At 68.9% G+C, this 10,905-nt stretch carries 16 protein-coding genes and 1 pseudogene; 9 read left to right on the forward strand and 8 right to left on the reverse strand.

The window, feature by feature from the left end:
- Positions 1-210, reverse strand: a 210-nt coding sequence (locus tag AOK08_RS48010) for an ATP-binding protein (RefSeq protein ID WP_241827262.1), incomplete at its 3' end; no start/stop codon positions are given.
- Positions 211-409: 199 nt separating this feature from the next.
- On the opposite strand from AOK08_RS48010, the gene AOK08_RS37360 reads away from it, so the two are divergent.
- From AOK08_RS37360 to AOK08_RS48015, 4 genes and pseudogenes are all read left to right on the forward strand, one after another.
- Positions 410-1,261 carry a helix-turn-helix domain-containing protein gene (locus tag AOK08_RS37360; RefSeq protein WP_055534376.1) on the forward strand — a complete coding sequence of 284 codons (852 nt, stop codon included), beginning with the start codon at positions 410-412 and terminating at the stop codon, positions 1,259-1,261.
- A gap of 10 nt (positions 1,262-1,271) precedes the next feature.
- Positions 1,272-1,460 (forward strand): DUF397 domain-containing protein, encoded by a 189-nt coding sequence (locus tag AOK08_RS37365; protein ID WP_055534378.1) that lies wholly within the window; start codon positions 1,272-1,274, stop codon positions 1,458-1,460.
- 6 nt (positions 1,461-1,466) lie between these two features.
- Complete coding sequence (locus AOK08_RS37370; protein WP_055534380.1) at positions 1,467-1,988, forward strand: DUF6879 family protein; 522 nt, start codon at positions 1,467-1,469, stop codon at positions 1,986-1,988.
- A 35-nt stretch (positions 1,989-2,023) separates the two neighbouring features.
- Positions 2,024-2,164 (forward strand): annotated as a pseudogene (locus AOK08_RS48015) (DUF397 domain-containing protein); the annotation flags it as partial.
- A gap of 121 nt (positions 2,165-2,285) precedes the next feature.
- Here AOK08_RS48015 and AOK08_RS37375 read toward each other — a convergent pair.
- Both AOK08_RS37375 and AOK08_RS37380 read right to left on the reverse strand, forming a co-directional pair.
- Positions 2,286-2,525, reverse strand: coding sequence for a hypothetical protein (locus tag AOK08_RS37375; RefSeq protein ID WP_241827263.1), 240 nt, complete (start codon positions 2,523-2,525; stop codon positions 2,286-2,288).
- Positions 2,522-2,737 (reverse strand): hypothetical protein, encoded by a 216-nt coding sequence (locus AOK08_RS37380; RefSeq protein WP_055534382.1) that lies wholly within the window; start codon positions 2,735-2,737, stop codon positions 2,522-2,524. Before AOK08_RS37380 ends, AOK08_RS37375 begins: the two co-directional genes overlap by 4 nt.
- A gap of 173 nt (positions 2,738-2,910) precedes the next feature.
- Between AOK08_RS37380 and AOK08_RS37385 the strand changes: the two genes are divergently transcribed.
- From AOK08_RS37385 to AOK08_RS37400, 4 genes are all read left to right on the forward strand, one after another.
- On the forward strand, positions 2,911-3,144 hold the full coding sequence (locus AOK08_RS37385) for a hypothetical protein (RefSeq protein ID WP_055534384.1): 234 nt from the start codon (positions 2,911-2,913) through the stop codon (positions 3,142-3,144).
- The gene (locus AOK08_RS37390; protein WP_055534386.1) at positions 3,125-3,649 is read left to right on the forward strand and encodes a DUF6879 family protein; all 525 of its coding nucleotides are present in this window, start codon (positions 3,125-3,127) and stop codon (positions 3,647-3,649) included. Before AOK08_RS37385 ends, AOK08_RS37390 begins: the two co-directional genes overlap by 20 nt.
- Before the next feature lie 20 nt (positions 3,650-3,669).
- A complete protein-coding gene (locus AOK08_RS37395) occupies positions 3,670-4,518 on the forward strand; it encodes a helix-turn-helix domain-containing protein (RefSeq protein ID WP_055534388.1) in 849 nt (282 codons plus the stop codon).
- A gap of 148 nt (positions 4,519-4,666) precedes the next feature.
- Positions 4,667-5,140 (forward strand): hypothetical protein, encoded by a 474-nt coding sequence (locus tag AOK08_RS37400; RefSeq protein ID WP_055534389.1) that lies wholly within the window; start codon positions 4,667-4,669, stop codon positions 5,138-5,140.
- A 103-nt stretch (positions 5,141-5,243) separates the two neighbouring features.
- Here AOK08_RS37400 and AOK08_RS37405 read toward each other — a convergent pair whose 3' ends face one another.
- Entirely contained in the window at positions 5,244-5,882 is a 639-nt protein-coding gene (locus tag AOK08_RS37405; protein ID WP_055534403.1) for a hypothetical protein, read from the reverse strand.
- A 204-nt stretch (positions 5,883-6,086) separates the two neighbouring features.
- On the opposite strand from AOK08_RS37405, the gene AOK08_RS46185 reads away from it, so the two are divergent.
- Complete coding sequence (locus AOK08_RS46185; protein ID WP_055534391.1) at positions 6,087-6,707, forward strand: hypothetical protein; 621 nt, start codon at positions 6,087-6,089, stop codon at positions 6,705-6,707.
- Between the two features lie 40 nt (positions 6,708-6,747).
- Here AOK08_RS46185 and AOK08_RS37415 read toward each other — a convergent pair whose 3' ends face one another.
- The 4 genes from AOK08_RS37415 to AOK08_RS37430 form a co-directional block, all read right to left on the reverse strand.
- A complete protein-coding gene (locus AOK08_RS37415; protein ID WP_055534393.1) occupies positions 6,748-7,374 on the reverse strand; it encodes a DedA family protein in 627 nt (208 codons plus the stop codon).
- Between the two features lie 344 nt (positions 7,375-7,718).
- Complete coding sequence (locus AOK08_RS37420; RefSeq protein ID WP_055534395.1) at positions 7,719-8,162, reverse strand: DoxX family protein; 444 nt, start codon at positions 8,160-8,162, stop codon at positions 7,719-7,721.
- Positions 8,163-8,557: 395 nt separating this feature from the next.
- Positions 8,558-10,234, reverse strand: a complete 1,677-nt coding sequence (locus tag AOK08_RS37425; RefSeq protein ID WP_055534397.1) for an alkaline phosphatase D family protein — start codon at positions 10,232-10,234, stop codon at positions 8,558-8,560.
- Positions 10,235-10,330: 96 nt separating this feature from the next.
- Positions 10,331-10,903, reverse strand: a complete 573-nt coding sequence (locus AOK08_RS37430; protein ID WP_198539508.1) for an HNH endonuclease family protein — start codon at positions 10,901-10,903, stop codon at positions 10,331-10,333.
- Between the last annotated feature and the right edge of the window lie 2 nt (positions 10,904-10,905).

Raw genomic sequence — 10,905 nt, forward strand, 5'->3', positions numbered from 1 at the left:
CCGGTAGGCGTTCGTGACCAACTCGGAGGTCAACAGCTCCACGGCGTCCAGGACTTCGGGCCTGCCGTGGCTGTCGAGCACGGTCCGTACGGTCATACGTGCGACTCGTGCCGCGCGCGGGTCATGGGGGAGGCGGAGGGTGTACGTCCAGGTGTTGGACGGGGATACGGTGCGCATGGACGGCTCCTGCGGTGGAGGGGCTTGGCTCACTCGATGTCCCGGCCGGGCGGTGGCAGTGCCGCGCGTGGGTGGGGGCGCGGTGCGCTTCCGGCTTGTCGGTCGGGGGTGGGTGGCTTGGGTTTCACCGTAGACTGCGCGTGCTGAAGGTTTTGCGGAATTCTGCAAAACCTTCAGCGATATGCTTCGTGTGGGTGACCCCCCACGCCAGGTGTACGAAAGGAGTGAGGACATGGCGCCGAGGCCTGCCCCCACGGCACGACGCCTCCGAATCGGCGTAGAACTGCGCCGACTACGGGAACGCGCCGGCATGACCGCTGCCGAGGCGTCCAGATCCCTGGGCACGACTCAGGCTCAGATCAGCAACATCGAGGCCAACCGCTTCGGCGTCAGTGCGGAACGAGTGCACACGCTCGCCCATATCTACGGTTGCACGGACGAGCCTCTGGTCAACGCTCTCGCCGCCATGGCCGCCGACCGCACACGGGGCTGGTGGGAGGAGTACCGCAACACCCTGCCGTCCCGCCTCCTCGACCTGGCCGAGATGGAACACCACGCCACGGCGCTGCGCGTGGCCCAGGTCATCAACATCCCCGGCTTGCTCCAGACACCGGAACACGCTCGCGCGCTGTTCCGCGAAGCGGTGCCGAATCTACGCCCGCACGACATCGAGTACCGCATCTCGCACCGCATCAAGCGTCAGGCCATCCTCCACCGCGAGCAGCCACCGCCGTACACGGCGATCGTCCACGAGGCCGCCCTGCGCATGCAGTTCGGCGGGCGCGAGGTGGCCAGGGCGCAGCTGCGGCACCTCACCGAGATGAGCGAGCACCCAGCCATCGGCCTCCGTGTGATCCCTTTCGACGGCACTTCGTTCCCCACGACCGGTCATGCCGTCGACTACTTCCACGGCCCGGTACCCGTCCTCGACACCGTCGAGGTGGACACGGCACACGGCAGCGAACTCGTCGATGGGGCAGGACGATTGGAGATGTACCGGCTCGTCCTGGACCGCATGGAGGCCGTCGCTCTGAAGCCCGCGCCTTCGCTCGACCTCATCCGCCGCATCGCCCAAGACATCTGAGAGACGAACCATGACTGAACCGACTTGGCAGAAATCGACCTACAGCGAACAGGGCTCCGCCTGCGTCGAGATAGCCACCGCCCCCACCACCATCCACATACGTGACTCCAAGACCCCCTCCGGTCCCCGCCTCACCCTCCATTTCATGGCCTGGGCGGACTTCCTCGCCGACGTGGCGCAGCGCACTCCTCGGAGGTGAGGAACGGTGTCGGTACCGACTCTTGAAGACCTTTTGCGTCGCTGCACGCATTCCGCCGTGCATCTGGAGATGCGCGACGGGTACATGCGCTCCGACCCCCGGTTCGCGGCCTGGCAGAACGGCCTCCGCAACGATCCCGCCGACAGCGATCCGGAGCGTCGGCCATGGCTACGGCTCATCGCCGACGTCGTGGCCCAGGGAGTTGAGGTACGCAGGGCGCGCATCGTCTCGGAGCCCGTGTCGGACTACATCCGGTTCGAACACCACCTGACCGGTCCCACCGTGGAGGCAGGCGAGCAGGTCCGCTGGCTGCCGCGCCGTCGCGCGTCCGCGCTGGCCCTGCCCGGAAACGACTTCTGGCTCTTCGACGACGCCTCGGTCGTCTTCCACCACTTCGCCGGTGATGGCGAACTCGCCCCGGACGACGAGGAGTTCACCGATGATCCGGCCATCGTGAAGCTGTGCGCCGATGCGTTCGAGGCGGTCTGGGCCCTGGCGGTGCCGCACGCGGACTACCGGATGGCCTGATGCGGACGGCCACGGCGTCGCTGCGCAAGCTCGTGTGCGTGACGCTGGCCCGGATCGGTGACGACACCTGAGCCCTCCGCGACAGCAAGAGGCCTGACGCACAGCCGCTGAGGTTCACCACGGCGGAGTTGGACGCGGCCGGCATCGACCCGGCGCGATTCGGCGTGTCTGTTTGACCCTCGACCCTCCGGTCGACCCCACCATGCGCGACGCCGTGCGGAACGTCCCGGGCAGCGTCACCGTCGAGTACTGACAATGACGGTTATTCGGCACGAGAAAGCAGAAGTTGACTGCCCCTTAGACCTGGCCCTGCTCGGACTCAGCCGGAGCCCGCATGGCCTCGGCCATCGCCTCCGCCGCATCTGCCCGCACCATGCCGATGTGGACGTAGGGCTTACCGGAGCGAGTGACCATCGGGCGCACGCTGCCCCAGACGCTCTCAGGGAGGTCAAGACCGGCCAGGGCTTCCCGGATGGCCTCCGCCGCCTCGGTGGCCTGCTTGCGGCCGTCCCGGTAGGTCTGCATGTCCATCGTCATGAGTGCGCGCCCCCGGCGTGGTCCCGGACGCTCGTGGCGTGCTTGGCGGCCTGGGTGATGTCTCCGCGTTTCTCGGCTGCATTGCGGAGCTGGTACTCGGACTGGCAGGTCGCGCAGTCCCTGACGGGGGCACAGTCGAGCAGCCAGGCGTTCAGACCGGTCGGCAGTTCGATGGGCTGTTCCTGCGTGGTCTTGTGGCGTGTGGCTGCCATCGCGTCTCCCCAACTCGTGTGACTCCAGGTACGACCGTAGGAAGCGGGGAGTTGGGCGGTCCACCAAGTTGCACGCGGTTGCACGATGGGTACGTTCGCCTTGACCCCCGTCTTCTGCCCAGGTGAGGCTCACTGTGCAACCGGCAGCAACCGGCTCGACGTTGGGAGAGACAATGCAGCTACGGTTCGTCGGCAAAGATCCGGAGTCCGGAGACCACGGGTGCCCGGCCGTGTGGGTGGACGAGTCGACGCAGGATCTCGTCATCCAGGGTGTGAAGGCTGATGCCGACACATTGGAGCGGACCGTCCAGGACAGCCCGCTCCCGGACCATGAGGGCGTGATCCGGCTGCCGCAGCGGATGATCCCGCTTCTGAAGGAGGCACTTGATGGCGCAGAGCCTCAGTAACTTTGCCGATCTGATCCGCTCCGTGGAGCGTTCCGCTGTGCACCTTGAGATGCGCGACGTGTACGCGACCTCCAACGAGGACGAGGGGTTCGCGGCATGGAGGCGGGGTCACCGGCTCGACCCGGACGACCGTGAGTCGTGGTGGCGTCCGTGGCTCGACCTCGTCCAAGAGGTCACCGCCAAGGGAGTCGTGATGCGGCGCGCCCGGATCGTAGGCGAGCCACATAGCGAGTACATCCGCTACGAGCACTCGTTCACGTTCACCAACGTCGCTGCGGGCGAGGAGATCCGCTGGCTCCCGAGGCGGCAGGCTTCCGGCCTTGTGCTTCCGGGGAACGATTTTTGGCTCTTCGACGGCCGCGTCGTTCAGTTCAATGTCTTTGACGGCGAGGGCCGTTGGGTGCACACCGATCAGACGGACGAGCCGGCGGTCGCCCGGTTGTGCTCGACCGCGTTCGAAGCCGTCTGGGAGCGCGCCGTCCCGCACGAGAAGTACGCCATCTGAGAAGCCCGGTACGCCAGTTCATGCCTACGTCCCCGCTGTCCACCGCCCAGGCTGCCCGTGCGGCCATCGCTACCCTTCTGGACGAGATCCGGAGAGACGCCGGGCTCACTGGGCTTGAACTGGCGAACCTGTGCGGCTGGCACAAGTCGAAGTCGTCTCGCATCGCTGGGGCCAAGACTGCTCCGTCCGACGAGGACATCCGGGCATGGTGCCGGGCCTGCGGCGCTGAGGATCAGGCAGCAGATCTGATCGCAGCCTCGCGTACTGCTGAGTCCATGTACGTCCAGTGGCGGCAGCTCCACCGCGACGGCATGCGGCGCGTCCATGAGAAGACCACGCCGCTGTACCAGCGCACGCGCCACTTCCGCGTCTACGCCTCGAACCTGGTTCCGGGCATGCTCCAGACCGGCGACTACGCCACAGGGCTTCTTCGGTCCATCACGGACTTCCAGGGCACCCCTGACGACGTGGCCGACGCCGTGCAGGCACGTCTGAACCGGTCGCGGGTGGTCCATGAGGGCAACCACCGGTTCGCGCTGTTGCTGGAAGAGACGGTCCTCTACTACCGGGTCTGCGACGAGGCGGCCATGGCCGGGCAGCTCAGGTACCTGCTGGACATCATGTCCCGGCCGAACGTCTCGCTCGGGATCATCCCCTTCACGGCCCGCCGCACGGTCTGGCCGCTGGAAGCCTTCTACGCCTTCGACTACGCCCAGGTGGCTGTCGAGACCCTGACGGCCGAGGTCAACATCACGGCTCCCGGAGAGATCCGGACCTACCTCAAGGCGTTCGCCGAGCTATCCGGCATCGCAGTACACGGCCGCGAGGCGAGAGCGTGCATCACAAGAGCCCTCGACTCCCTTGGCTGACCTGCCAAACATCCCCTCCATGTACCTGGTCTCAAGCCGGGCCAGGTAACCGCGCTCCCGCGCCAGCCGCCGCCCCTTCCTCCTCCAAGGGGCGGGGCCGACTGCCCTCTCCCCGACAACTCCCGCCCCCCTCGAACGGGAACGACTGGTGCACCATCACGGCTATCTGTGGACCGGCGTGAAAGAGCGCTTCGATCAGGAGGCCCTACGACGGCCCCCGCATCCCGATCCGCCCCCGGCCGGAAGCAGGCCGGAACTGATCCAGCGCTACCGGGAAGTGTCGGCGGAGTTCCCCACCGTCGATCTACCGCCGCTGGAAACCGCGTACTGGCTGATCAAGCCGCCTTCGCTGGTGCGCGGCACCTGGCACGAGGCGAAGGAAGCGGCGGCCTGGCTCAGGGAGACGCTGGCCGAGCATGCGCACCGGTTCGCCTGCGCGTACGACCGGGACGCCACCCGGCTGGCCACGCTGGTCGACTCGGCGGCCGAACAACTGGCGTCCGGCAGAGATGTGTCATACGGCTTCTACCTCGAACAGCCCTCGTACCTCTCCCTGGCGGTGGTGACCTGTTCTCCGAACCGCTCGCTGCCCCAACTGGCCTGTCCGGGGCCGGGCGGGTGAAGGAGGTGAGGCGCATCCGCCAGATCGTGCGCTTCCGAGTCGGGTTGCCAACGGCGAACCGGTATCGGGTGCTGCTCGATGCACGCCGGCTCGGTGTCGCGCGTCAGCGGTGGTCGACGTAGGCGACGAATCCGCCCACTGTCAGACCCATCGAGCATCCGAGGCGGAAGGCCCCGTAGCGCATGCGCGCGGTGTGCTGCGCCTCGGTCATCGCATACGGTGCGTGGATCCCCAGTTCCACGCCGCACAGGCACACGACGTAGCCGTGACGCAGGGCGGCGGCCGCCCACTCGGGGTCGTGCTCGACCCAGGTCCGGGAGTAGATCTCACCGTCGGGCGTCAGCAGTTCCAGCCGGGAGTAGGTGTACCCGAGGCGCGGATCCAGTTTTGGCTGTTCGTCGGGTATCTCGTGCAGCTCCCATCCGGGGATCAGGTACAGCTCGGAGAACTCGGGCGGCAGGCGCCTCATGCCGAACAGGATGGCGCCTTCGATCTGCGGTTCCTCGGGCATGTCGTCGGGCGAGGCTCCCCTCGGCATGACGAACCCGAAGTCGCCCACGCCCAAGGCGCGACGGAACTCGAAGAGGGCGGTGGGCATGTGACGTGTCCGCATGTGATCGAGGGTGACCGTGCCTCCCGTGGTGTCCAGAACCATCAGCACGCGCTCCAGCCGCAGCGCGGGGTCGTCGCTGAACAGGATCCGCCCGTGGTCGTCGACTTGTTCGAACTGATGCCCGCTCATCTCCTGCAGCCCTCCGGTTGGTTGCCGCCGTTCCGCGTCCGTGAAGCAGGCGATGGGATGTTGAACCATCCTATTGAAGGATCGTTCAACGATCCATACATTGGAACGAGTGCACCACCAGGCCGGCGGTTTCGTCGAAAGGCAGGGGTGAGGGTGAGCGCGGAGGAAGCAGACAGCGGGTGGGCGGGCAGAAGGTGGGCGGGCGTGGGTCGGCGGGTGCTGGTGGGCGCCTCAAGCGCCGGCGGAGCGTTGGCGCTGTGGGCGGTCGTCCGTCTGATCGTGCGCATGGCCTTCGTCGCGCACGCCCTGTGGATCAACGGGTTGTGCGCGATGGCGCTGTTCTTCGCCTGGGTGTTCCTGGGCGCGTGCTGGGACTTGGACATCAGGTGGCTGCTGGGTGCGGTGTGCCTCCTCGGGGTGCTGTTCCTTCAGAACAATGAGTTGGAACAGCAGTTACTGCACCAACACGGGCGTACGGAACACGTCAGGGTCCGAAAGATCCAGTGGTCCGCCGGCGACGGCGTGGGTGTCACCCCCCGCCTCTACACGGTCACCGTCCTCGACGGCCCACCGCTGTCCCCGATCGAGGAGAAAGGGCCCGACTGGAAGTGGGCGGTAGGCGGTACTTACGCGGTGACCGTCGATCCGCAGGGCCGTGTCCCGCTCAGGCGGGGGGACAGACCCGGGCCCCCGGTGATCCAGCAGTTCCTGCAGATCCCGGTCGGCCTCGGCCTGGCCTTCGCCTTGTGGCGGCCCGCAGAGCTGCTCCTGCGCCGACAACGCGTCCCGTCAGCCGGACCCGCTCAGCCACAGGGGGCTCCATAGGGGACTGTGACCGAGCGTCGCCGGGGCGGATCGATGCCCTCTAAAGGGGCGCACCCGTCACCCGAGGCCGCCGCATCAGAAACGCCGCCCCCGCTCCCGCCCCGAACAACGCCGCCACCGAGACGCCCGTCGCCAGCCAGGTCGCGCCCAGCCACTGCCCGCCGAAGTAGCCGAGGGCGACGCTGTACGCGGCCCAGGCAAGGCCCGCCAGGATGGACCAGGGGAGGAACTCGCCGACCCGGCGGTGGGCGGCGCCCGCGCCGAGGGAGACGACCGAGCGGCCGGCCGGGGCGAAGCGGGCGACGACGACCAGGATGCCGCCGCTGTGCGCGAGGGCCTGGCCGAGACGTTCCTGCGCGCTGGTCAGGCGCCGGGAGCGGGCGATCGCGCGGTCCAGGCGCGCCCCGCCGTGCCAGGCCAGCCGGTACGCCACCAGGTCGCCGAGGACCGACGCCGTGGCCGCGCACAGGGTGAGCGCGAGGATGTCCGGCACCTCGTGCGGCACCCGCCCGGTGGCCGCGCCCGAACCGGCGGCGGCAGCCGTGGCGGCCGTGATGACAAGGACGCCGCTGGGCAGTACCGGCACCAGGACGTCGAACAGGACGGACACGCCCACCAGGGCGTAGATCCACGGGGTCCCGGTCAAGGACCCCACACTCTCAAGCACCGCAGACTCCCCGAAACTCCCCCGTCGGCCTGTTCCGTGCCGCTGCCTCACGAGGGGAGCGGCGCGGGCGGCCTGTGACAGCCATACAGCGTACGCGGCGGGTCCGGCGGGAGATCCACGGGGGGCTCATATGTTCGGCACACGATGTTCACCCTGACGCACGCCGGTGCCCGCCCCCGGGAGCGGGGACGGGCACCGGCGTACGAACGAGCGGTGGAACAGAGGGATCGGACCTGTCGGGCCGATCGGAGGGATCAGTCCGACAGGTTGGATCAGTCCGACGGGTTGGATCAGTCCGACGGGTTGGACCAGTCCGAGCGGTCGGATCGGTCCGAGCGGTCGGGTCAGGCCGCTACCGGGGTCTTCGTCCGCGATTCCCCGGTCACGCCCGATGAGCGCTTCGCGAGGATTCTGTCCACGCCGAAGGCGCCGGAGCCGGTGAAGACGAGCAGGAAGAACGCCCAGCAGAATGCGGCGGCCAGTTCGCCGTCGTTCTGGATCGGCATGAGGGCGTTCGGCTGGTGGACGTCGAAGTACGCGTACGCCATCGCGCCCGAGGCGATGAACGCGGCGGCGCGGGTGCCGAGGCCCAGCAGGACCAGGGCGCCGCCGACCAGTTCGATCACGGCCGCGTACCAGCCGGGCCAGGTTCCGGCCGCCACGGTCTCGTGCCCGCCACCGAGGACGCCGAAGAGTGAACGGGCGCCGTGGCAGGCGAAGAGCAGGCCGACCACGATCCGGAAGAGGCCGATGGCGTAGGGCTGTGCGTTGTTGAGGCGAGCGGACATGTGGGGGGTGTCTCCTTCGGTCGGGGCCGATCCGTCCGAAGTCCTTCATCTTCGAGGGCTGGGGGCGGTCGGTTTGAGGGGGGACGGAACCGAGCGGCGAATCCACCGTATGGGCGCTCAATCGAATGTTGCAAGTTCAACATTTGGCCACTCCCTCACTTTCGAGTGGACCTCCGCTTGTCGCCCCGATTCGCCGATTTCCGCAGGTGGGGCCGTTGTTGGGGACTTCCGGCGCGGCGTCCGCCCTGTCATGTCCGCGTCCGAAAATGTGACCGAAGACACGTTGGGGCGAACTTCGGTCGCCGTCGCCCGGTGGGCGCCCTGCATGGATATGACAATGTCAATTACCTTGCGCGCGAACGAGCGTGACGGTCAGTCAGTCGGGGTCGGGCGTCTCACCCGCTCAGCTTCGACTCCATGACCGTCTCCAGGCGTGTGCCGTCCTTCTCCCCCTGGGTCCGCTCCAGCCGCAGCCGGGCCGAACGGCCGTGCAGGGTCAGGGTCATCAGCATGTTGCCGAACCAGGGGCCGCCCGTCCGGCGCCAGGTGACCGGTGGACGCGGAACCCGGCCGTGCCGGGCGAGGCGGCGGCCCACGGCGCGGCCCAGGCCGCTCCAGCCCAGGCGGAAGCCGACCTTGATGGACAGCGGGATGGCGTTGTGTACGGGGGAGCAGGTCAGTTGGAGGACGCGGGCGTCGGGGTGGTCGGCGGCTTCCGGCCAGGTGGGCTCGGCCGCGTACGCGTGGTGGACGTCGCCCGAGAGGACCAGCACCGTGGCCGGCGCCCGGGGGCCCGAGCCGGCCTCCGCGATCAGGCCGGCCAGGTCGGTGAACGAGGTGGTGAACGCCGCCCAGTGTTCGAGGTCGGCCGCCCGGCGCAGTCGCTCCCCGAACCGGGCCCAGCGCGCGCCCCGTTCGCCCTTGCACAGAGCCGCGTCCCACGCCTCGGTGTCGTGCACCAGGTGCGGCAGCAGCCAGGGGAGCGAGGTGCCGATGAGGAGATGGTCGTACGAGCCGGGGTCCGCCAGTGCCTGTTCACGCACCCAGCTCTCCTCGCCCGGGTTCAGCATCGCGCGCTCGTCCTCGTCGAGGACCCGGGCCGCCCTGCTGTCCACCATCAGCAGGCGTACGCGGCCGAAGTCGCGCCGGTAGCTCCAGCGGACCGAGGCGGGATCGGCGTCCGACCGCGCGGCGAAGGCCCGCAGCACGTCCGTACCGTCGGGGCTCTCGCGCACGGCCGCGTACAGCGGGTCGGTGGCGAGTTCGGCCGGGGTGAGGTTGCCCAGGTGCTGGTGCACCCAGTACGACATCAGGCCGCTCAGCAGCCGTTCGCGCCACCACGGGGTCTCCCGCATGCCGGCCAGCCAGGCGGCGCTGGTGTTCCAGTCGTCGATGATGTCGTGGTCGTCGAAGACCATGCAGGTGGGGACGGTGGAGAGCAGCCAGCGGATCCCGGGGTCCAGCCAGGACTCGTAGTAGAGGTGGGTGTACTCCTCGTAGTCCGCGACCTCGGCGCCCGGCGGATCGGACAGGTCGCGGCGGGCGGCCAGCCAGTCGCGGGTGGCGTCGGACACCTCGTCGGCGTACACCTGGTCGCCCAGCAGGAGCAGGACGTCCGGGCGTTCGGCCGCCGGGTCGGCCGCGATGCGTGCCGCGAGGGTGTCCAGGGCGTCCGCGCCCACCGGGTCCCTGCCGTCGGCGGCCGGTGCCGCCCAGCGACAGGATCCGAACGCGACCCGGAAGGCGCCGCCCGCTCCTCCGGCCTCCACCTTTCCCTCCCGCCCACCGTCCTCGGCGGTGCGGATGACGGAGGGCGGGAAGGGTGAGTCGGGCAGCGGCCACACGTGGACGCCGTCCAGCAGGATCTCGTACGGGGTCGTCGTGCCCGGGGTCAGGCCGGTCACCGGGATCAGCGCGTAGTGGTGGCCCGCGACCTGGAAGGTGCGGGTCTCGCCGCCTGCGCCGTCCGGGCAGCGTGCCTCGGCGAGGCAGGGACGGCTCGCCTCGACCCAGACGGTCGCGGACGAGCCGTCGGCGTACCTCAGCAGTGGTCCCAGGCGAAGTGCCGCCATGCGATCACCCTCCTCCATTGCACCGTACGGTACGGGCGGCGGAGGAGGGCGGGGAGGTTCTCCGCGTGGTGTCGTGGGTGGGCGGCCGGTGGGTGCTCAGCAGTTGGCGAGGTAGCCGGTGAGCGCGCTCTTCTCCGCCGGGTCGACCGTGAGGTCGTAGTAGAACTTCACCTGGACCCAGGCGCGGACGTACGTGCAGCGGTACGAGGTGACCGACGGCATCCACTCGGCCGGGTCCTGGTCGCTCTTCTGCTGGTTCACGTTGTCGGTGACCGCGATGAGCTGGGGCCGGGTGATGTCGTTGGCGAAGGCCTTGCGCTGGGCGGTGGTCCAGGCGCTCGCCCCGGAGTCCCAGGCCTCGGCGAGCGGGACCAGGTGGTCGATGTCGAGGTCGGACGCGGCGGTCCAGGTGGCACCGTCGTACGGGGAGAACCAACTGCCGCTGGTGGCGGTGCAGGCGGAGTTGGTGACGACGTTCGTGCCGTCCCGCTTGAGGATGTACTCACGCGTGTTGCACGTGCCGCTGATGGTGCTCCAGGTGGGGAACAGATCGCGGTTGTAACCGGTACGGTCCTCGGCCGCCACGGTGAGCGAGGCGAGGTAGGTGCGGGCGGTGGCGGCGCTGACCGGGGTGGGGAGGGCGGCGGAGGCGGCCGGGCCGTTGAGCAGCC

The sequence above is a fragment of the Streptomyces graminilatus genome (genome assembly GCF_001418565.1).
Classification (GTDB): domain Bacteria; phylum Actinomycetota; class Actinomycetes; order Streptomycetales; family Streptomycetaceae; genus Streptomyces; species Streptomyces graminilatus.

What these genes read in the sequence shown, in the direction of transcription:
- AOK08_RS37380 (WP_055534382.1), bottom strand. Translation starts at nt 2,737, where the DNA reads ATGGCAGCCACACGCCACAAGACCACGCAGGAACAGCCCATCGAACTG.
- AOK08_RS37385 (WP_055534384.1), top strand. Translation starts at nt 2,911, where the DNA reads ATGCAGCTACGGTTCGTCGGCAAAGATCCGGAGTCCGGAGACCACGGG.
- AOK08_RS37420 (WP_055534395.1), bottom strand. Translation starts at nt 8,162, where the DNA reads ATGTCCGCTCGCCTCAACAACGCACAGCCCTACGCCATCGGCCTCTTC.
- AOK08_RS37375 (WP_241827263.1), bottom strand. Translation starts at nt 2,525, where the DNA reads ATGACGATGGACATGCAGACCTACCGGGACGGCCGCAAGCAGGCCACC.
- AOK08_RS37390 (WP_055534386.1), top strand. Translation starts at nt 3,125, where the DNA reads ATGGCGCAGAGCCTCAGTAACTTTGCCGATCTGATCCGCTCCGTGGAG.
- AOK08_RS37365 (WP_055534378.1), top strand. Translation starts at nt 1,272, where the DNA reads ATGACTGAACCGACTTGGCAGAAATCGACCTACAGCGAACAGGGCTCC.
- AOK08_RS37395 (WP_055534388.1), top strand. Translation starts at nt 3,670, where the DNA reads ATGCCTACGTCCCCGCTGTCCACCGCCCAGGCTGCCCGTGCGGCCATC.
- AOK08_RS37360 (WP_055534376.1), top strand. Translation starts at nt 410, where the DNA reads ATGGCGCCGAGGCCTGCCCCCACGGCACGACGCCTCCGAATCGGCGTA.
- AOK08_RS37425 (WP_055534397.1), bottom strand. Translation starts at nt 10,234, where the DNA reads ATGGCGGCACTTCGCCTGGGACCACTGCTGAGGTACGCCGACGGCTCG.
- AOK08_RS37405 (WP_055534403.1), bottom strand. Translation starts at nt 5,882, where the DNA reads ATGAGCGGGCATCAGTTCGAACAAGTCGACGACCACGGGCGGATCCTG.